Annotated in this window: 21 protein-coding genes; 9 read left to right on the forward strand and 12 right to left on the reverse strand. The window is 51.4% G+C overall.

What is annotated here, in order from left to right; translation table 11 throughout:
• Positions 1-46 precede the first annotated feature (46 nt).
• Positions 47-259 carry a hypothetical protein gene (locus tag GXX34_04515; GenBank protein HHW06786.1) on the reverse strand — a complete coding sequence of 71 codons (213 nt, stop codon included), beginning with the start codon at positions 257-259 and terminating at the stop codon, positions 47-49.
• 241 nt (positions 260-500) lie between these two features.
• Positions 501-959: a DUF296 domain-containing protein gene (locus GXX34_04520; protein ID HHW06787.1), complete on the reverse strand. Its 459-nt coding sequence runs from the start codon at positions 957-959 to the stop codon at positions 501-503.
• Between the two features lie 306 nt (positions 960-1,265).
• Between GXX34_04520 and GXX34_04525 the strand changes: the two genes are divergently transcribed.
• On the forward strand, positions 1,266-1,418 hold the full coding sequence (locus GXX34_04525; GenBank protein HHW06788.1) for a hypothetical protein: 153 nt from the start codon (positions 1,266-1,268) through the stop codon (positions 1,416-1,418).
• A gap of 113 nt (positions 1,419-1,531) precedes the next feature.
• Here the strand turns inward: GXX34_04525 and GXX34_04530 are convergent, their stop codons facing one another.
• The 10 genes from GXX34_04530 to rpmH all read right to left on the reverse strand — a co-directional run bounded on the left by GXX34_04530 (position 1,532) and on the right by rpmH (position 9,597).
• A complete protein-coding gene (locus GXX34_04530) occupies positions 1,532-2,416 on the reverse strand; it encodes a ParB/RepB/Spo0J family partition protein (GenBank protein ID HHW06789.1) in 885 nt (294 codons plus the stop codon).
• Entirely contained in the window at positions 2,409-3,170 is a 762-nt protein-coding gene (locus tag GXX34_04535; protein ID HHW06790.1) for a ParA family protein, read from the reverse strand. Before GXX34_04535 ends, GXX34_04530 begins: the two co-directional genes overlap by 8 nt.
• Before the next feature lie 125 nt (positions 3,171-3,295).
• Entirely contained in the window at positions 3,296-4,024 is a 729-nt protein-coding gene (gene rsmG / locus GXX34_04540) for a 16S rRNA (guanine(527)-N(7))-methyltransferase RsmG (GenBank protein ID HHW06791.1), read from the reverse strand.
• Positions 4,017-5,906 carry a tRNA uridine-5-carboxymethylaminomethyl(34) synthesis enzyme MnmG gene (gene mnmG, locus GXX34_04545; GenBank protein ID HHW06792.1) on the reverse strand — a complete coding sequence of 630 codons (1,890 nt, stop codon included), beginning with the start codon at positions 5,904-5,906 and terminating at the stop codon, positions 4,017-4,019. Before mnmG ends, rsmG begins: the two co-directional genes overlap by 8 nt.
• 21 nt (positions 5,907-5,927) lie before the next feature.
• Positions 5,928-7,325, reverse strand: a complete 1,398-nt coding sequence (gene mnmE / locus GXX34_04550) for a tRNA uridine-5-carboxymethylaminomethyl(34) synthesis GTPase MnmE (protein HHW06793.1) — start codon at positions 7,323-7,325, stop codon at positions 5,928-5,930.
• 130 nt (positions 7,326-7,455) lie between these two features.
• Positions 7,456-8,073 carry a protein jag gene (locus GXX34_04555; GenBank protein HHW06794.1) on the reverse strand — a complete coding sequence of 206 codons (618 nt, stop codon included), beginning with the start codon at positions 8,071-8,073 and terminating at the stop codon, positions 7,456-7,458.
• Between the two features lie 3 nt (positions 8,074-8,076).
• The gene (locus tag GXX34_04560) at positions 8,077-8,754 is read right to left on the reverse strand and encodes a membrane protein insertase YidC (GenBank protein HHW06795.1); all 678 of its coding nucleotides are present in this window, start codon (positions 8,752-8,754) and stop codon (positions 8,077-8,079) included.
• Positions 8,755-8,828: 74 nt separating this feature from the next.
• The gene (gene yidD, locus GXX34_04565) at positions 8,829-9,035 is read right to left on the reverse strand and encodes a membrane protein insertion efficiency factor YidD (GenBank protein HHW06796.1); all 207 of its coding nucleotides are present in this window, start codon (positions 9,033-9,035) and stop codon (positions 8,829-8,831) included.
• Positions 9,032-9,367: a ribonuclease P protein component gene (gene rnpA, locus GXX34_04570; GenBank protein ID HHW06797.1), complete on the reverse strand. Its 336-nt coding sequence runs from the start codon at positions 9,365-9,367 to the stop codon at positions 9,032-9,034. The genes yidD and rnpA overlap by 4 nt, the downstream gene beginning before the upstream one ends.
• 95 nt (positions 9,368-9,462) lie before the next feature.
• Positions 9,463-9,597: a 50S ribosomal protein L34 gene (gene rpmH / locus GXX34_04575; GenBank protein HHW06798.1), complete on the reverse strand. Its 135-nt coding sequence runs from the start codon at positions 9,595-9,597 to the stop codon at positions 9,463-9,465.
• Between the two features lie 531 nt (positions 9,598-10,128).
• Here rpmH and dnaA point away from each other — a divergent pair.
• From dnaA to GXX34_04615, 8 genes are all read left to right on the forward strand, one after another.
• Positions 10,129-11,487, forward strand: a complete 1,359-nt coding sequence (dnaA, locus tag GXX34_04580) for a chromosomal replication initiator protein DnaA (GenBank protein ID HHW06799.1) — start codon at positions 10,129-10,131, stop codon at positions 11,485-11,487.
• Positions 11,488-11,665: 178 nt separating this feature from the next.
• On the forward strand, positions 11,666-12,796 hold the full coding sequence (dnaN, locus tag GXX34_04585; GenBank protein ID HHW06800.1) for a DNA polymerase III subunit beta: 1,131 nt from the start codon (positions 11,666-11,668) through the stop codon (positions 12,794-12,796).
• A 55-nt stretch (positions 12,797-12,851) separates the two neighbouring features.
• Positions 12,852-13,946 (forward strand): DNA replication/repair protein RecF, encoded by a 1,095-nt coding sequence (gene recF, locus GXX34_04590; protein HHW06801.1) that lies wholly within the window; start codon positions 12,852-12,854, stop codon positions 13,944-13,946.
• An 11-nt stretch (positions 13,947-13,957) separates the two neighbouring features.
• Positions 13,958-14,212 (forward strand): DUF370 domain-containing protein, encoded by a 255-nt coding sequence (locus GXX34_04595; GenBank protein HHW06802.1) that lies wholly within the window; start codon positions 13,958-13,960, stop codon positions 14,210-14,212.
• A gap of 21 nt (positions 14,213-14,233) precedes the next feature.
• Entirely contained in the window at positions 14,234-16,153 is a 1,920-nt protein-coding gene (gyrB, locus tag GXX34_04600) for a DNA topoisomerase (ATP-hydrolyzing) subunit B (protein HHW06803.1), read from the forward strand.
• 67 nt (positions 16,154-16,220) lie between these two features.
• The gene (gyrA, locus tag GXX34_04605; protein ID HHW06804.1) at positions 16,221-18,602 is read left to right on the forward strand and encodes a DNA gyrase subunit A; all 2,382 of its coding nucleotides are present in this window, start codon (positions 16,221-16,223) and stop codon (positions 18,600-18,602) included.
• A complete protein-coding gene (locus tag GXX34_04610) occupies positions 18,602-19,156 on the forward strand; it encodes a hypothetical protein (GenBank protein ID HHW06805.1) in 555 nt (184 codons plus the stop codon). The genes gyrA and GXX34_04610 overlap by 1 nt, the downstream gene beginning before the upstream one ends.
• A 100-nt stretch (positions 19,157-19,256) precedes the next feature.
• Positions 19,257-19,418: a hypothetical protein gene (locus GXX34_04615; GenBank protein ID HHW06806.1), complete on the forward strand. Its 162-nt coding sequence runs from the start codon at positions 19,257-19,259 to the stop codon at positions 19,416-19,418.
• Positions 19,419-19,478: the final 60 nt, after the last annotated feature.

The raw sequence follows: 19,478 nt of genomic DNA on the forward strand, positions 1-19,478 counted from the left end.
GCTCACAAAAAAAGACAGGGTGTTCCCTGCCTGCGTATAAACGGGTTTATTTTTGTGCATCATACATTTCATCGTCAATGGTGAAGAATTCTCCCGGTTTAATGGTAATCAAACCTTTGTCCCACAATTCTTTTGCTACTTCGTATAAGGAGGATCGCTGTTGCTCCGGTAGTCTGGCTACAAATTCATTGATTTGTTCAGGCGGCACATTGTTCACAAACTTGACCCCGCCGTACTTGAGAATATACTCTTTGGGCAACGGTCTTCCCTCCTAACAGGATTTATTATTAAAATGACCCGGTTTTTAATTAATATTCCCTAGGAGTGGCATTATTTCTCAAAAATAATCTTTCTTTGCCGCTTTTTATTCCATTTTTTGTATTCATCCCAAAGAGCTTTTCTCCCAATAGGGCGGGCCTCAACCGGGCCTGCCGGTCAGTGGAAAAGTATTGCTGCCACTTAATGCCGCCCAACGGGCCGTCTTTTCCCTGCCGTACTGCCTAACCCTCCGGATCATCCAACTCAAGCACGGCAAAGCCCATTTGCGGATCCACCTTTCTCCTCCCTTTAACCTGCAGCAATTCAAGAATGATCGCTTCGCCAATCTGCCACACTTTTACTCCTTCCCTGGTGCAGCCGGTAAGGGTGTCCTTTTCCCTACCGCAGGCGGCATGCAGGTGCAGTTTCGGTTTTCCTTCTTCATTGAGAAAGATAGTGCCCGTCCCCACGGCTTCACTGACGCCCCATAATGGTTCAACCATGATTTTCGGTTTTACCTGTGTTCCGTCCTCCGGACCGACCACCAGCTTGCTGCCGCTATCGGCCCCGCCGAGGAAATGGACCAGGGCACTGCTGATATTTTGCACCTGGGCAAATTCTTCGATCACATCGGGAATGACATCCCCGTGTTCCAACCTGAGCACAAAGATCCGCCCCAGCTTTGCTTCTCGATACTGCATTTTCATCCCTCCCGGTTCTGCTTCTCAAGATACACGGATTTCCTACCACCGTCCCCTTGGCGGGCATATCTCCAGGCGCCGGCTCCGGTGATCCTGTTATCGCCGCCGGTAACGCCCGGGCCGCTAACAGCACATCCGCCGGCCAGGCATGATTCTCAATGGTCACCGGCAAGACCGCCCGGGCCCAAGGGTTCCCGGCTGACTCCTGTGTTCTGACAGTATTACTTTTCTGCTTGCACTCCTTTGGATAAAGGGTTTCCCGCCCAGGCCCACCTGGGCGGGACCCAAAGATGACGCCGGTCGCACTTGCCACTCCGGCGTGCCGTCACTTCCATCGCCGCCGGGGCCGCCATCTTGGCGTTTTTGCCGGAAATGTTTCACGTGAAACACGCCAGGGGCAATAAAAAGAAAACCGGTGTTAGCACTGCCAGCACCGGCACCAGTCCCCGGCTCCAATAAAACCCCGGAAGTCAAAAAGCCCTCCTGCTACCAAAAACATCTATGGCCAGCCGGCCCAACCTGCCTCTCCAACACCTTTAATACATAAGCATCAGTGTTTCACGTGAAACAGCCTATGGGTCCTCCAAAAGGAATTCCAACACCCGGCTCAAATCCTCCGGGCTGTAGTATTCAATGATAATACGCCCCTTCTCTCCTCGCTGGTCAATCTCCACCTTCGTGCCCAGTTTTTCCCTCAACCGTTCCTGGTAATCCAACACCAAGGTTTTCTCCAGCGCCGGATATATCTCTCTTTTCCTGGCAGGCCCCTTTTCTTCCCCGGCCAATGCTAAGATCCCTTTCACCAGGGCTTCACACTGCCGCACCGACAAGCCTTCCCGTACAATTCTCCGGGCCAGGTTAACCTGACCTTCTTCCGGCAGCGGCAGCAAAGCCCGGGCATGGCCGACGGAGAGTTCCCCGCTGGCCACCATGGCCTGCACCGGTACCGCCAGGTGCAGCAAGCGCATTAAATTAGCGATGAAAGGACGGCTTTTACCCACCCTGGCGGCCACTTCTTCCTGGGTGAGACCGTATTCCTCAATTAACGCCTTGTATGCTCTTGCCTCTTCCAGGGGGTTCAAATCCTCCCGCTGGATATTCTCAATCAAGGCTATTTCCAGCAGCTGCTGATCGCTGTAGTCTTTGATGAGCGCTGGGATGGTCTTTCTGTTCAGCAGCCGGCAGGCCCGCCACCGGCGCTCCCCGGCCACTATCTGGTAGCCGCCCCGCGGCAGCTTCCGCACAATGATGGGCTGGATTACACCCTTTTCTTCAATGGAAGACGCCAACTCCTTTAACGAGTCCTCGGAAAAATGCCGCCGCGGCTGCCGGTCATTGGGAACGATCTCATCAATAGCCAGTTCCACCACTTTCCCGGTGTCCCCGCTGCTGTCCGTCAGGCTGAAATTGCTAGGCAGCAGCGCTTCCAAGCCTTTCCCTAAACCTCGCTTAGCCATGGCTGATCACTTCCTTTGCCAACTCCATGTAAACCTCAGCTCCTTTGGACCGAGGGTCATAGGTGATAATCGGCTGTCCGTGACTGGGCGCCTCACTCAAGCGGACGTTACGGGGGATGATGGTTTTCATTAATTTATCTTTAAAATGTTCCTTCACTTCCTCCACCACCTGAATGGACAGGTTCGTGCGCGCATCAAACATGGTACACACCACACCCTCCAGGTCTAGCTCCCCATTCAGGTGCTTTTTCACCAGCTGCACCGTATTCATCAGCTGGCCGAGCCCTTCAAGAGCATAATATTCGCACTGAATGGGTATCAGCACGCTGTCGGCTGCCGTCAAAGCATTGAGGGTGAGCAGTCCCAGGGAGGGAGGACAATCCAGCAAGATATAATCATACCGGTCTTTCACCGGCTGCAGCGCTTTTTTCAGCTTCGTCTCCCTGGAGATGGCCGCCACCAGCTCAATTTCCGCCCCGGCCAGCTGAATGGTAGCCGGTACGATATCTAGATTCTCCACATCCGTAGGCACGATCACGCTCTCCATGGGGATATTGTTGATCAAGACATCATAAATGCAGCGATCCGTCTTAAGCCGGTTAATACCCAGCCCGCTGGAGGCATTGCCCTGGGGATCGTTGTCCACCAGCAGCACTCTCTTACCCAACCGCGCCAGGCACGCACCCAAGTTAATCGCCGTGGTAGTCTTTGCTACGCCTCCCTTTTGATTAGCAATTGCGATGACCCGACCCATTTCCATCACCTTTTTCCCATAGATCTCCCCTCACTGGCTTATACATTCCACGTCCCTTAAACTTCTTCCTGCCCTCAAGTAAAAAAAGCTGGACCGGCAAGACAGGTCCAGCTCAGGCGTTTAGTTTACCTTGGCCCTAGAGGCCGTTTCTCCGGTAAGCCGCTGCGGCGAGGGTATGGTGCTGGCGTGGGATTAATCTTTTTGACGGCGATCAAGGAACGGGCATCCCCGCTGATGGGTAACGGGTAGCTATATACTTCCTCTACCTGCCCTCCTAAAATTCCCAGGGCTTCCTCAGCCTGAGCCAGTTCTGCTTGAAAACTGGGACCCTTAAAGGCATAGAAATAACCGCCCACCCTTACCAACGGCAAACAGTATTCCGCCAGCACAGGTAAACCGGCCACCGCCCTGGCCACCACGATCCCGTAATGCTCCCGGTGTTCCTCTTGCCGGCCCAGGGCTTCAGCCCGGCTGTGCAGGGCCTGTATACCTTCCAGCTCCAACTTTTCCATCACCAGGGCCATAAAATTCACTTTCTTTTGCACCGCATCCACTAAAAGAAACTGCCGCTCCCGCTGCCAGATCTTTAACACCAGGCCGGGAAAACCGGCGCCGGCCCCCAGGTCCAGAATATCACCGGGTACATGCCAATGGATGTATCGCCCGCCGGCCAGGGCATCGAGAAAATGCTTCACGGCTATTTCCCGTGAATCTGTGATAGCGGTTAAATTGATCCTTTTATTCCAATCCAACAGCAGTTCCAAGTACCGTTGACACTGGTCCAACTGCTTAGGGGTAAAATCCATCTTTAATTCCGCCAACCCTTTTTGCAACACCGCCAGGAAATCACTCATGTTCCTTCCGCTTCCTTCTCCTTTGTTCCAGGTAAACCAGCAGCACATTGATATCAGCCGGGGAAACGCCGGCAATCCGGGCCGCCTGCCCCAGGGACCGGGGCCTGATTTCCGCCAGCTTTTCCCGAGCCTCTAAAGACAACCCGCTCATGCTGCCGTAATCCAAGTCCGGCGGCAGCTTCTTGCTTTCCATCTTATTAAACCGCTCTACCTGCTGCATCTGTTTCTGGATATATCCTTCATACTTAATCTGGATCTCTACTTGCTCTGCAACTTCCGCCGGCACCTGCCCATCCCCGGCAAACTCTGCTAAATCGCCGTAGCTCAATTCCGGCCGTTTCAGCAGGGACGCCAGGGAAGCAGGCTGCTTTAAAGGACTGCTGCCTTTTTGCACCAGTACTTCATTGATCCGCCCTTCTAAAGGCGACACCAGGATGCTCTGCCAGCGCGTTATTTCCCTGTCGATGGCCTGCTTTTTGGCCAGGAAAGCTTCATAGCGCTCATCCGTGACCAGGCCCACCGCCCGGCCTATTTCCGTCAACCTTAAATCAGCATTGTCATGCCGGAGCAGCAGCCGGTATTCAGCCCGGGAAGTCAAAACCCGGTACGGCTCCGTGATATTCTTTGTCACCAGGTCATCAATCAGTACTCCGATATAAGCCTCGGAACGCTTGAGAATCATGGGTTCCCGCCCCTGGACCAGCAAGGCGGCATTGATGCCGGCCACCAGCCCCTGTGCCGCCGCTTCCTCATAACCGGAAGTCCCGTTAATCTGACCGGCAGAAAACAACCCGGGTATTTGCTTCACCTGCAGGGTCAAATCCAACTGGTAGGGCAGGATGTAATCGTACTCGATGGCATAGCCCGGCCTAATAATCTCCACCTTCTCCAACCCGGGAATGGTCCGCAGCAGTTCCAGCTGCACATCCTCCGGCAAACCGGTGGTTATGCCCTGCACGTAGACCTCCTGGGTATGGAGCCCCTCCGGCTCCAGGAACACCTGGTGGCTGGTTTTCCCGGCAAACCGCATGATCTTATCTTCAATGGAAGGACAGTACCTGGGCCCGGCTCCTGCAATATCGCCGCTGTAAATCGGCGAACGGTACACATTATCCCGGATAATCCGGTGGGTTTTTTCGTTGGTATGGGCCAACCAGCAGGATAAATTCGGCACCGGGATATCCCGGCTGAGGAAAGAAAAATAGGTAGGCGGGTCATCTCCTTTCTGTTCCTCCAACCCCTCATAATCAATGGTGTTCTTGTCCACCCGGGGGGAAGTGTTGGTGGAAAAGCGCCCCAGCTTGATACCCATTTCCTCTAATTGGGGCGACAATCCCTCGGCGGCTAATTGCCCGTTGGGGCCGCCGGTATAGGATGTTTCCCCCAGCAGTATTTTGCCCCGCAGGTAGGTACCGCTGGTTAACACCACTGCCCGGGCCCGGTAAACCAGCCCGGATTTCACCCGCACCCCGGCGATTTTTCCCCCGTCCAACAGTATTTCCTCAACAATGCCTTGCTTCACCGTCAGGTTTTTCTGGTTAAATAAGGTTTGTTTCATTTTCTCCTGGTAAAGTTTTTTATCACTTTGCGCCCGCAAGGCCCTTACCGCCGGCCCCTTAGCGGTATTCAACATCCTGATCTGAATTGCCGTTAAGTCAGTATTGATACCCATTTGACCGCCCAGGGCGTCAATTTCCCGGACCAAATGCCCCTTGGCGGGACCCCCCACCGCCGGGTTACAGGGCATCAGCGCAATCTGATCTATATTGAGCGTAATTAGCAGCGTATCACAGCCCAGGCGGCTGGCGGCCAGGGCTGCTTCACAACCGGCATGACCGGCCCCGACCACAACCACATCGTAACTGCCTGCAATGTAGCTCATAACTTCATCCTTTCTCCCTGCTTATTTGCCGATGCAGAACTCCGCAAAAATCCGGTCCAGCACATCCTCACCCACGGTTCTACCATTAATTTCCCCCAACGCTTCCCAAGCTGATCGTAAATCAATGGTCAAAAAATCTTCCGGCATGCCTTTATGTAAAGCCCTTAAGAATTCCTCCAGGTGATCCATTGCTTTCTGCAGGGATTCCCTGTGCCGCAAGCGGGAAACCAAGACTTCCTGATCGAATCTGGCTTCTCCCATGCCTACCATGAGCCGCACTTTTTCTTCCAGGGCCGGTAAGCCGTAGCCCGTCAAGGCGGAAATCTCAATAACGGTCTCCTCCCGGTCACCAAACCTTTCCCTTATTTCCCGGAGATCAAGCCTGGCGCTATTTAGATCAACCTTATTCACCAGGATGATACGGGGTACACCTGTTTCCCGGATTAACTGCCAGACCAGTTCATCGTTCCCGGTAATGCCGGCAGCGGCATCCAGCACAAAGAGCACCAGGTCGGCCTCCCTAAGCACCGCTTTCGTTCTTTCGACGCCGATTTTTTCCACTAGATCTTCCGTCACCCGGACCCCGGCCGTATCAACCAGCTTTAACGGAACGCCTCCTATATCTATAAACTCTTCAATCAAATCCCTGGTAGTGCCGGGAATATCCGTGACAATGGCTCTTTCCCGGCCCAGGAGGGCATTAAGCAAACTGGACTTCCCTACATTTGGTTTTCCTAGAATGACGGTTTTTAAACCCTCTTGCAGTACCCGTCCCTTGTCAAATCCCGCTGCTAGTTTGGTCAAGCGCTGCAGCACGGCCCGGGCGGTCTCTTCCATCTCCCCGGCCCCCATGGCCTCAATCTCGTCTTCCGGAAAATCTATCGCCGCCTCCAGGTGAGCCAGGATGCGCAGCAGCTCCTCCTGGCAGCTATCGATTTCTTGGGATAATTTACCATCCAACTGGGAAACTGCCATTTGTAACCCGGCCAGGCTCTTGGCCCGGATTACATCTATAATGGCCTCGGCCTGGGCCAGATCAAGTTTGCCGTTTAAGAACGCTCTTTTGGTGAATTCACCGGGTTCCGCTAATCTTACCCCGGCCCGCAAAACCCCTTCCAACACCGACCGGACCACGAAAAAACCGCCATGACAGTGGATTTCCGCCATGTCCTCCCCAGTATAGCTGCGGGGCTGCCGCATGACCGTCACCAGCACCTGATCTAAGATCTCATCTGTACCGGGTCCTTTCCGGATGTAACCTAAATACAGTTTATGGCTCACCCTTTGGTTCCAGTGGCCCTGGTTCTTGGGAACAAACAGCTGCTCCACCACTCTCTCGCTATCAGGACCGCTGATCCTGATAATACCGATGCCGCTTTCACCCACGGCCGTGCCGATGGCTGCAATAGTATCTTCCATGTTTTACACCTACCTCAAGTGCAGTCCCACTTCTTATTATAAATCAGCCGCTCATCTATCATGTGACAAAAACTGCCTAAAAACCTCGAAAGAAAACCCAGCAAAGCTTCTTGCTGGGTTCTTGACACCGTCATTTTAAACTGATGATTACCTTGCGATAAGGCTCCTGCCCTTCACTGTAGGTTTGAATGTCCGGATCTTCCTGCAGGGCCGTATGAATGATGCGGCGCTCTTGGGGACTCATGGGCTCCAGTACCACCCGCCGCCCGGTCCTTTTGGCTTTGTCCGACAACTTGCGTGCCAGTTTGACCAGGGTCTCTTCCCGCCGCTGCCGGTAGTTTTCCACATCCAGCACGATATGGACCCGGTGGGTCAGCTTCTTGTTCACTGCCAGGTTGCACAGGTACTGAATGGCATCCAGCGTCTCGCCCCGATGGCCGATTAAAATGCCCAGGTTTTTCCCATAACAAGATAAGTAATAATACTTGTCTTTCTTACTGGCTTTAATCTCCGGCTGAACTCCAAGCTTCTTAAAGATGGGCATTAAGAAATTCCGCGCCAATTCCACCGGATCTTCCTTCACCTTAATTCTCACCTTGGCCATTCTCGACCCGATAATACCGAAGAGCCCCTTCGACGGCTCTTCCAACACCTCCACCTCAACGGACTCCCGGTCTACTTGCAGTTCTTTTAAAGCCGTCTGTACTGCCTCTTCTACAGTCTTAGCGGTGACCTCTAACGTTTTCATGGTTTAAGCCACTTCCTCCTTTTTCACACCGCCCGGAGCGCGCCGGATGACAAATTGTTCTAAGGCACTCATGATACTATACATCACCCAGTACAGGGAAAGACCGGCAGGGAAACTACGGGCAAACCAGGCCATCATCAGCGGCATCACATACAGCATGGTTTTTTGGGTCTGGTCACCAGGGTTGCTCATGCTGAGTTTACTTTGCAAAAAGGTGAACAAACCCACCAGCACCGGCAGGATCCACGGGTCGGGAGCACCTAAATTCTCTACCCAGAAAAAGGATGCATGATCCAAATTCACATACTCAGGATGCTGCTGGGGATCAAAAAAAGTACGCAGAGAATTAAATAACGCAATTAAAATCGGCATTTGAATGAGCAAAGGGAGGCAGCCGGAAAAAGGATTAACTTTTTCTTTTTGGTACAGCTCCAACATTGCCTGCTGGGCTTTTTGCGGATCATTCTTATACTTTTGCTGCAATTTCTGAATCTTAGGCTGGATCTCCTGGATTTTCTTCATGGAACGAACTTGGTATGCCGATAACGGGAACAATAGGATTTTGACGGCCACGGTGAACAGGAGAATCGCAATGCCGTAATTAGGTATACCAAAGCTTGCCGTCAAGGTGTAAAAAAACTGGATACAACCGGATAGAAAATCTACTAGCGCACCGAACAAACCATTCCCTGCATCACATTACCACAAAAGGTGGCACTTCTGCAGGATCCACCTCCCTAACACAGTTTAATAAACTAAATTGGATCATAACCGCCAGGATGAAAAGGATGGCACTTTAAAATCCTTTTGATGGCCAACAAGCCGCCTTTACGCCAACCGTATTTTTGTAGGGCCAATACAGAGTATTCGGAACAAGTGGGATAAAAGCGGCAGTGCCTGGGCAGTAGAGGAGAAATAAAACGCTGATATAACCGGATAATGCCAATCAAAATACCAGTCATCGCCATAACCCAGCTCTCGTACATAATTTTTCAATTTCTTGTTCGACTAAGTGGTACCTAATTCCTTTTATTTTTTTTCTCGCCACAAAAATTATATCATATCCTTTGGCAAAACGATCCAGATTCAAGCGACAAACTTCGCGCAACTTCCTTTTTATCCGGTTACGCACCACGGCCTTGCCGATCTTCTTGGACACGGTAAACCCAATCCGGGTCTGATCCGATTGGTTTTCCTTCACATACAGCACCAGGTAATATCCCACGTAAGAACGGCCTCGACTGTATACCTCTTTGAACTGAGCATTTCCGGTCAGTCGATATCGACGCTGCAGCAATCCAAAACCCCCGAATATAGTATTATAACCTCTTCTACCTCTGCTCAAACACTAAGGTCCATAAACGGGAAAAAGGCCACCTATGGGGCCTTCTATGCTGTCAATCTCTTTCTACCTTTGGCTCTCCTGGCTTTAATCACTTTACGACCGCCGGCAGTGGACATCCTCTTTAAGAATCCGTGCACCTTTTTATGTTTTCTCCGGTTAGGCTTGTAAGTTCTCTTCAACTCCCTTTCCCTCCTATCTTCCAGGATATTGCCCTCAGGGGATTAAGCCAATACTGCGCAGGCATTGATACATATACGTTATTGTACATTTACCACAACTGTTTTGTCAACTGCGTGCCCTTTCCTCCCGCCGTAAGATAAATCCTTTAATAAATCATAGGGAATTGTGGATAAATTATTACGTTTTTCTCCCTTGTACGAAAGTTATTAACATAATCCACAGAAAGATATCACCAACTTGTTGATAACTGCCCAGGGCACTGGAAAATATTATTGATTCTGTGGATAAGATTTGCTATCATGAAGGTAGCCTTCAACGATTAACCTATAATGTTCCTTTTTTTTTGCACTCAAGCCCCATTTATCTTTTGTCAACAAAATACACAATTTGTTTTTCCACTTACCCACCGCCCTTGTTGTATAACTACATAATAACCAGCCGAATTTCAAGTAAAAATCCACAAGCTTCTGCCCCCAGCAGAGGCTTTTTGTCCCCATTTAGCATCAAGCATCTAAGGAGGCCGTGTCAAAGTGTCTAAACACTGGTTAACCGATCTGTGGTCAAAAACACTGTCTATTCTTAAAGACGACTTGAATCATGAGATTTTCGATATTTGGTTTAAACCCACCGAACCAGTGTTTTTTGACGGAAAACAGCTCGTCGTAATGGTTCCCAACGAGTTTGCCCAGAATTACCTGCGGGATCGCTACTACACCCTCATTAAGAATACCCTGCAGCTCTTGTTGAACCAGGACGTGATCGAAATCCAATTCATTTTGCCCGAAGAAAAGTCCCAATGGGTGGAAATGAACAAGCCGGCCGATAAAACCGGTAAAGCCGCCGGCACTCCTCCGAAACAGGGATGTCTTTCTCAATTAAACCCACGTTATACCTTTAACACCTTTGTCGTGGGCAACTCCAACCGGTTTGCTCACGCGGCTTGCCTGGCGGTAGCCGAAAGCCCGGCGGAGGCATATAACCCGTTATTTATTTACGGGGGAGTGGGCCTGGGCAAAACCCACCTCATGCACGCCATCGGCCACATGATCCTGGCCCGCAACCCCCAGGCTCGCGTCCTGTATGTATCTTCCGAAACTTTTGTCAACGAGTTGATCAATTCCATCAAGGACGACGCCACCGAACAGTTTCGCAACCGCTACCGCAACATCGACGTACTTTTGATTGACGATATCCAGTTCCTGGCCAAGAAAGAAAGGACCCAGGAGGAGTTTTTCCATACATTCAACGCTCTTTACGAAGCCAATAAACAAATCGTGATCTCCAGCGATCGCACCCCGAAGGAGATTCCCACCTTGGAAGACAGGCTTCGCTCCCGGTTTGAATGGGGTCTGATTACCGATATCCAGCCGCCGGATTTTGAAACCAGGGTAGCTATTTTGCGCAAAAAGGCAGAGCAAGACAACCTCAACTTGTCTGACGAAGTGATGACGGCCATTGCCGCCAAGATCCAGTCCAACATCCGGGAACTGGAAGGGGCCTTAATCCGGGTGGCCGCCTACGCTTCCTTGCAAAACAAGACTATCGACAGCGACTTCATCGAAGAAGCTTTAAAAGATTTAATTCCCAATTCTCCGCCGAAAGAAATCACCATCTCCTTGATCCAGCAGTGCTGTGCCGAATACTTTAATTTAAGGGTAGAAGATCTCAAAGCCAAGAAGAGGACCAAAAGCGTGGCTTGGCCGAGACAAATCGCCATGTACCTGGCCAGGGAACTAACCGATGCCTCCCTGCCGAAAATCGGCGAAGAATTCGGGGGCCGGGATCACACCACCGTCTTGCACGCCTGCGAAAAGGTAAGCCTCCAGCTGGAACACGATCACAACCTGGCCAAAACCATCAAAACCCTCAAAGAAAAAATCACCGGGTGAACAGCTGGGGATAAAGCAAAAAACAGCGGCCCGTCATGCACATCTTGTCCACATGAACCCACTCGGCATGAATCAACGACCGCTGGCCTTATCAACTTATCCACAAGTCCTACTACTAAGTCTACTGGATCTTTTATTATGATGAAGATCGTGAACATTCAAGGGAGGTCCTACTTACATGAAGTTCACATGCCCCAAAGACAAGCTCCTGAAAGCCATTCAAATTGTCCAACGAGCGGTAGCTACTAGAACCACCGCTCCTTACTTGAGCTGTATCTTGTTAGAAGCCGGGCCGGACCAGGTGGTTTTCCGCGCCACCGACCGGGAAATCATGATCCAATATGAAATACCGGTAGAAGTTGTCCAAGAAGGCAAAGCCTTGCTGCCCGCCCGCTACTTGGGAGACCTGGTCCGCCGCTTACCCAATATGGACATCACCCTGGAGCAGCAGCTGCCGGACCAAGTCTTTCTTTTCCGCTACGGTAATTCCCAAACCCAGCTCATTGGCATGGATCCGGAAGACTATCCCGCCATGCCTTCCCTGGCATACAACCAGTCTTTCGAAATACAAGCCGGTATTTTTCAAAAAATGGTACACCAGGTGAGTTCCGCTTCCGCTGTGGACAGCATCAGGCCCATTTTTTCCGGCATTTATCTTGAAAGCACCGGGAACCAACAGCTGAATCTGGTAGCCACCGATACCCACCGGTTGGCTTATACCTCCACTAAACTGCCGGTGCCGTTAAACGGGGATCAGCCTATATCCATCGTAATTCCTACTAAGACTTTATTGGAAGTTACCAGGTTAGCGGAAGATGAAGAAAGCATGATCAAAGTTTTCATTGGGGGCAACCAGGTTATTTTTCTCATTGATACCGTCACCGTCGTGACCAGGGTCATTGAAGGCCAGTTTCCCAACTATCGCCAGGTGATCCCGGAAACCTACACCACCCGAATCAAAGCCAATACCCAGCTCCTGTATGAAGGAGTGGACCGGGCTACCCTGCTGGCCCAGGACAGCAACAAATTTGCCAGCAATGTGTTAAAACTTACCACAAAGGGAGAGACTTTAATACTGGAAAGCTTTTCCCAGGAAATCGGCCGGGCTTACGAAGAGATTCCCGTTTTCTTGCAAGGAGAAGAATTGGAAATCCGCTTCAACGGCCGGTACCTGTTGGATGCCCTCAAAGCCGTTGATGCTGAAGAGGTCTACCTGGATTTAACCGGCAACTTAAATCCCGGGGTTTTCCGGCCGGCGGACGGCAGGGATTACCTGTACCTTGTCTTACCGGTGCGCAGTGGCGTATAATAAAAAATTAAGGATAATTTACCTGCCTCGCCAGGCACCCTGAGGGGTGTTTTCATTGTTAATCAAAGAACTGGAACTGGTTAACTATACTAATTTTTCCCAGCAAACGGTTAGCTTCAGTCCCCACATCAATATTTTGACCGGTGCCAATGCCCAGGGCAAAAGCAATTTGATCGACAGTATTTTCTTCCTCGGTTTTGCCCGCAGTCACCGCTATCCTAATGACCTGGCCCTGATTCGTTGGGGACAAAGCTACTTTCGCTTAAGAGGCGTGATCCAGAACAGGCAGGGGTTAATTACCATAGAACATGCCGTCAAGAAAGGCCGGAAGCACGTGAAAATAAACGGCAGTTCCTTAACGAAGATCAAGGATCTTTTGGGGCAGTTTACCACCATTATCTTTACCCCGGATGATCTTACCCTGTTAAAAGGAGGCCCGGAGGAACGGCGCCGCTTCTTAAACCGCCACTTGATCCAGCTCAGCCCGGTTTATTACGATTATTCCTTGATCTACCAGCGGATCCTGCAGCAGCGCAATGCCCTTTTAAAAAAGGGCCCGGCCCATGGGCCGGAAATAGAAATCTGGGATGAAAAATTAAGCCTGTACGGCAGCTTGATTATTCAAGCCCGGCGGGAACTGCTGGCCAAGCTGGCTCCCCTGGCCGGTGAGGTTCACACCCGGTTATCGGGGGGAGAAGAACAGCTGGTGCTCCGGTATGAGCCCAGCGCCGCCGCGGGCGAGGACACACCCCAAGCGATACAAGGGGCCTTGAAAGCAAGTTTATCCAAGCATCTTAAAGAGGATTTAAGAAAAGGCTATACTTCCGTAGGGCCTCACCGGGATGATTTTACCTGCCGTATCAATGGGATTGATGCTCGTGTTTACGCCTCCCAAGGCCAACAGAGGACCGCTGTCTTGACATTGAAACTGGCTATGCTAAAGTTAATGGCAGACGTGACGGGGGAATACCCTGTTCTTTTATTAGATGATGTGTTTTCCGAGCTGGATCAATACCGGAGAGAGTATCTTTTAAATACGGTAGCTCAAACGGTGCAAACCATCATCACGGCCACAGACATAGGTGCTTGGACCGGGCCGGGGATGCAGTTGGCTAAAATTTTTCACGTAAGCCAAGGAAGAATAACATAGAGGTGGAATTAATGTACCTACATATTGGCAATGAAATATCCATTCCCTTACGGAAAATCATCGCCATTATCGATTTGGAGACGGCGGATCCCACCGGCCGGCTGCAGGAGCTGATTGAACTGGCGGAAAGGCAGCAAAAAGTCAACGTGACTGCTGGAAAATCAGATCCAAAATCCTGTATTATTACTGATGACCGGTTATATTTATCCAGCATTTCCGCTTTGACGCTAGCTCGCCGCGCTGAAATCAAGGACAGACTACAGTAGGGAAAGGAGGCCTAAGCGTCGTTGGAAGAAAAAAGAACACCAGCTAGTGCACAGAATTACGATGCCAGCCAGATTCAAGTACTGGAAGGTTTGGAAGCCGTCCGGCGAAGGCCCGGCATGTATATCGGCAGTACTTCCAGCCGTGGCTTGCACCACTTGGTTTATGAAGTGGTGGATAACAGTATCGATGAAGCCATGGCGGGTTTTTGCGATTATGTCGAAGTGATTATCCACGAAGATAACAGTGTTACCGTGAAGGACAACGGCCGGGGTATCCCGGTGGATATTCACCCGCAAATGGGCATTCCGGCCGTGGAAGTAGCCTTAACCACCCTCCATGCCGGCGGCAAGTTCGGCAGCAGCTTGTACAAGGTTTCAGGGGGACTGCATGGCGTCGGCGTTTCCGTGGTTAACGCTTTGTCCGAGTGGCTGGAAGTGAGAGTCAAGCGGGACGGCAACATCTACCACCAGCGCTATGAACGAGGCAAGACCGTTACCCCGCTGAAAATCGCCGGACAAGCCAAGGGAACGGGAACGGAAATTACTTTTAAACCGGATGCCGGGATCTTTGATGAAGTAGACTTCAACTTTGAAACTTTAGCCCAGCGGTTGCGAGAGCTGTCTTTTTTAAATAAAGGCATTAAGATTGTCCTTAAAGATAAGAGACAGGGCCTGAAAGAACAGTTTCTCCACCATGGAGGCATTGTGGACTTCATTAAATACTTGAATAAGAATAAAGATCCCCTGCATCCGAAACCGATCTATTTTGCCATGACCAGGGATAACGTGTTCGTGGAAGTTGGCCTCCAATATCACCTGGGATATACGGAAAACCTGTTTTCCTATACCAATAACATCCACAATACCGAGGGCGGTACCCACGAGGAAGGGTTTAAAAGGGCTTTAACCAGGGTCATTAACGACTATGCCCGCAAGAACAATTTATTAAAAGACAATGAAAGCAATTTGACCGGTGAAGATATCCGCGAGGGCTTAACGGCGGTAATCAGCATCCGGGTGCCCGAGCCCCAATTTGAAGGGCAGACGAAAACGAAACTGGGCAACAGCGAAGTGCGCGGTATCGTGGACTCCATCGTAGGGGAGGGGATGTCCTCTTTTTTAGAAGAGAACCCGCAGGTGGCCAGGAAGATTGTCGAAAAAGCTATCCATGCCTACCGGGCCCGGGAAGCGGCCCGCAAAGCCCGGGAATTAGCCCGGCGCAAGAATGCTTTGGAAGTCTCCAGCCTGCCCGGTAAACTGGCTGATTGTACCGAAAGAGATCCGGCCTTATCGGAAATCTACCTGGTGGAAGGGGATTCCGCCGGCGGTTCGGCCAAGCAGGGACGGGATCGCCGTTTTCAGGCCATCCTGCCGCTAAGAGGAAAGATTCTCAACGTGGAAAAAGCCCGGCTGGACAAGATTCTAAACAGCGATGAAATCAAGGCCATGGTGACGGCCTTCGGCACAGGGATCGGGGAAGATTTCGATATTACGAAAGCCAGGTATCACCGGATTATCATCATGACCGATGCCGATGTGGACGGTGCCCATATTCGCACTTTACTCCTGACGTTCTTTTACCGCTACATGCGGCCTTTAATTGATCACCAGTATGTATATATTGCCCAGCCGCCCTTGTACAGCGTCAAAGTGGACGGCAAAATGCATTATTTCTATTCGGACCAGCAGCTGGAGGAGTTTACCTCCAAGTTAGGGGATAAGAAATACGAAGTCAAGCGATACAAGGGTTTAGGGGAAATGCAAGCGGAGCAGCTGTGGGATACGACCATGAACCCGGAAACGAGAACCCTCTTGGCCGTATCGATTCAAGATGCTATGGCTGCCGATGAAATCTTTACCATCCTCATGGGAGACAAAGTGGAGCCAAGAAGACAGTTTATTGAAGCCTACGCCAAGAAGGTGCGCAATCTGGATATCTAAGGGAAGTGATAATTAAGTGGGACAGTTATTTTTTGGCCATATCGTGCCGGTCAATATCGAAGATGAAATGAAAAACTGCTATATCGACTACGCCATGAGCGTGATCGTCGGTCGGGCCCTGCCCGATGTGCGGGACGGGTTAAAACCCGTCCACCGGCGCATCCTCTATGCCATGCATGAAATGGGCATGACCGCCGACAAACCCCACCGCAAATCGGCTCATGTGGTGGGACAAGTCATGGCTCGTTATCACCCCCACGGGGATGCTGCCATCTATGATGCCATGGTGCGCATGGCTCAGGATTTCTCCACCCGGTATCCCCTGGTGGACGGCCACGGCAACTTCGGCTCCGTGGACGGGGACAGCCCGGCGGCCATGCGTTATACGGAAGTGCGCATGGCGAAGCTGACGGCGGAGCTGTTGGCTGACATACATAAAGAAACCGTAGATTTCATGCCCAACTATGATGAAAGTTTGAAGGAACCGGTGGTGCTGCCGTCCCGTTTCCCGAACCTGCTGGTGAACGGGTCGTCGGGTATTGCCGTGGGAATGGCCACCAATATCCCGCCCCACAACCTGGGTGAAGTCATCGACGGGTTGGTGCTGATGATTGACAGTCCCGATGCACCGGTGGAACAAATCCTCAAGAAAATCAAGGGTCCTGATTTTCCCACCGGGGGCATCATCCTGGGTGTCAAAGGGATCAGGGAAGCCTATTTAACCGGGAAGGGCATCATCAAAGTCAGGGCCAAAGTGAACATTGAAGAGATGTCCAACGGCCGCGAGCGTATCGTGGTGACGGAAATACCTTATCAAGTCAATAAGGCGAAGCTGGTGGAAAGAATCGCTTCCCTGGTGCGGGATAAAGTCATCGAAGGTATCGCCGATCTGAGGGATGAATCCGACCGGAACGGGATGCGCATCGTGGTGGAGCTCAAAAAAGATGTATCATCCCGGGTGGTACTGAACCAGCTGTACAAGCATACCCAGATGCAGGAAAGCTTCGGCATTATCAACCTGGCCCTGGTGGACGGGCGGCCGAAGGTGCTCAACCTGAGAGAAATGCTGTATTACTACCTGGAGCACCAGAAAGAAGTGGTAACCCGCCGCACCAAATATGACTTGGGGAAGGCGGAAGCCAGGGCGCATGTTGTCGAAGGTTTACGCATAGCCTTAAAATACCTGGATCAGGTCATTAAGATCATTCGCGAGTCCCGCAGCCGGGATACGGCCCGGGAAGCGCTCATGTCCAAATTCTCCCTGACCAGGATCCAGGCCGACGCTATCTTGGATATGAGGCTGCACCAGCTGACCGGACTGGAAAGAGAAAAACTGGAACAAGAGTACAAAGAGCTGTTAGAAAGAATATCTTATCTTAAAGAAGTGCTGGCCAATGAAAAAATACTGATGGGCATCATTAAGGATGAGCTGCTGGAGATCAAGCACAAGTACAGTGACCCGCGGCGGACCAGGATCGCCCCGGAAGAGCAGGAAATTGACGTCGAGGATTTAATTGCTGAAGAAGATATCGTGGTTACCGTAACCCACCGGGGCTACATCAAACGCATGCCCCTCAGCGCTTACCGCAGCCAGAAGAGGGGAGGTAAAGGCATCACCGGGCTGACGACCCGGGAAGACGATTTCGTGGAGCACTTATTTGTGGCCACCACCCACCACCAGTTGATGTTCTTTACCAACCGCGGGAAGGTCTATCGCTTGAAAGGGTATGAAATCCCCGAAGCGGGGCGGACCGCCAGGGGTACCGCCGTGGTGAACCTGCTGCCCCTTAGCAAAGGGGAATTCATCAATGCTATTATTCCCGTGGGTGACTTTACCCAGGACGGGTATTTATTCATGGCCACTAAGCAGGGTGTGGTGAAAAAGACGGAGTTAAGCCAATTCATCACTTCCCGGAAGGAAGGATTAATCGCCATTAGCCTTGACCAAGATGATGAGCTCATTGGTGTAAAGCTCACCGACGGGCGGCAAGAAATCATTCTGGGTACCCGGGAAGGGATGGCCATTCGCTTCCCGGAAGAAGAAGTCCGGCCCATGGGACGCAGTGCCAAGGGAGTGAAAGGCATCAGTTTAGCCACCGGTGATGCGGTGGTGGGCATGGATATTGCCCAGGCGGGTGCCGACCTTTTGGTCCTGACGGAAAACGGTTATGGGAAGAGGACCGGTTTGGAAGAGTACCGTTCCCAGGCCAGGGGCGGCAAAGGCATTTTGAATATCAAAATGTCGGAACGAAACGGTAAAGTCATCGGCATCTCAGTGGTGCAGCCCGGGGAGGAGCTCATGATCATCTCCAGTGAAGGGATCATCATCAGGTTGGATGTCGATGGTATTTCCAGAACCGGTCGGGTCACCCAGGGAGTTACTCTCATGCGCCTGGAAAATGACCAGCGCGTGGTAGCGATGGCAAAAGTGATCAACGGGGGTGACTAATGCAGATTGGCCTCTTGTCTCTATCCATTGATCCGGTTTTTGGCAAGCATAACTCTTTGACCTGGACCGGCATAACCACACCGGGGGAGATCTATGGTCTCGACGGCCTGATTCTCGCCGGCAGCAATATCAGGGAGCTGCAAGATTTTCTCGTCAAGAACCGGCTGGTGGATCCGATTAGAGAAAAAGCAAAACAAGGGATGCCCGTGTGGGGGATTCAAGCGGGCCTGTACTTAATGGCCAAGAGGAGATCCGGCAGTTCTTTGGCCGCCCTGGATTTAATGGATGGGACGGCCGCCTGCAGTACGGAAGGGGCGAAGTTTACCGTGCCCCTTCATATCCAGGCTCTGGGGCCGGAACCGGTCTGCGGTATCTTTGACCGGTTCATCTACCTGTCCCAGGTGGAACCCCAGGTAGGGATCATGGCTTACCACCGGGAAAGGATCGTGATGGCCCGGCAGGGGAATTTGCTGGTTTCCGCTTTTCGCCTGCAGGCGGGAGAAGACAGGCCCTTAAGCTATTTCTTGCAAATGGTGCGGGAAAACCTGGACTAGAGGTTGCATTTGCCTTGTTTTTGTAGTAAGCTAGTTTAAAAATCAGCCCGTGAAACCTGATGAAGGGTATCCGGTATTGTCATTCCGTTAAAGAGAGCTGGTGGATGGTGCAAACCAGCCGGAAGCAATGCTTGGCAGCGACCTGGAAGGGGAAGTGAAAACCGCCTGTGGCGGGTTAAGCTTCAGCGGCGGCCGGCCGTTACCCGGCATGGAGGTGAATCAGATCCGCCTGATTAACCAGGGTGGTACCGCGGGAAAATAGATCTCGTCCCTGATGAGGACGAGATTTTTTGTTTAAATACACAAGTAGAGGAAGGAGATG

It is taken from the genome of Clostridia bacterium, assembly GCA_012840125.1.
In the GTDB taxonomy this organism is placed as follows: domain Bacteria; phylum Bacillota; class DULZ01; order DULZ01; family DULZ01; genus DULZ01.

What these genes read in the sequence shown, in the direction of transcription:
- GXX34_04520 (HHW06787.1), bottom strand. Translation starts at nt 959, where the DNA reads ATGCAGTATCGAGAAGCAAAGCTGGGGCGGATCTTTGTGCTCAGGTTG.
- GXX34_04530 (HHW06789.1), bottom strand. Translation starts at nt 2,416, where the DNA reads ATGGCTAAGCGAGGTTTAGGGAAAGGCTTGGAAGCGCTGCTGCCTAGC.
- GXX34_04535 (HHW06790.1), bottom strand. Translation starts at nt 3,170, where the DNA reads ATGGGTCGGGTCATCGCAATTGCTAATCAAAAGGGAGGCGTAGCAAAG.
- rsmG (HHW06791.1), bottom strand. Translation starts at nt 4,024, where the DNA reads ATGAGTGATTTCCTGGCGGTGTTGCAAAAAGGGTTGGCGGAATTAAAG.
- mnmG (HHW06792.1), bottom strand. Translation starts at nt 5,906, where the DNA reads ATGAGCTACATTGCAGGCAGTTACGATGTGGTTGTGGTCGGGGCCGGT.
- mnmE (HHW06793.1), bottom strand. Translation starts at nt 7,325, where the DNA reads ATGGAAGATACTATTGCAGCCATCGGCACGGCCGTGGGTGAAAGCGGC.
- GXX34_04555 (HHW06794.1), bottom strand. Translation starts at nt 8,073, where the DNA reads ATGAAAACGTTAGAGGTCACCGCTAAGACTGTAGAAGAGGCAGTACAG.
- yidD (HHW06796.1), bottom strand. Translation starts at nt 9,035, where the DNA reads ATGACTGGTATTTTGATTGGCATTATCCGGTTATATCAGCGTTTTATT.
- dnaN (HHW06800.1), top strand. Translation starts at nt 11,666, where the DNA reads ATGAAGTTCACATGCCCCAAAGACAAGCTCCTGAAAGCCATTCAAATT.
- GXX34_04595 (HHW06802.1), top strand. Translation starts at nt 13,958, where the DNA reads ATGTACCTACATATTGGCAATGAAATATCCATTCCCTTACGGAAAATC.
- gyrA (HHW06804.1), top strand. Translation starts at nt 16,221, where the DNA reads ATGAAAAACTGCTATATCGACTACGCCATGAGCGTGATCGTCGGTCGG.
- GXX34_04610 (HHW06805.1), top strand. Translation starts at nt 18,602, where the DNA reads ATGCAGATTGGCCTCTTGTCTCTATCCATTGATCCGGTTTTTGGCAAG.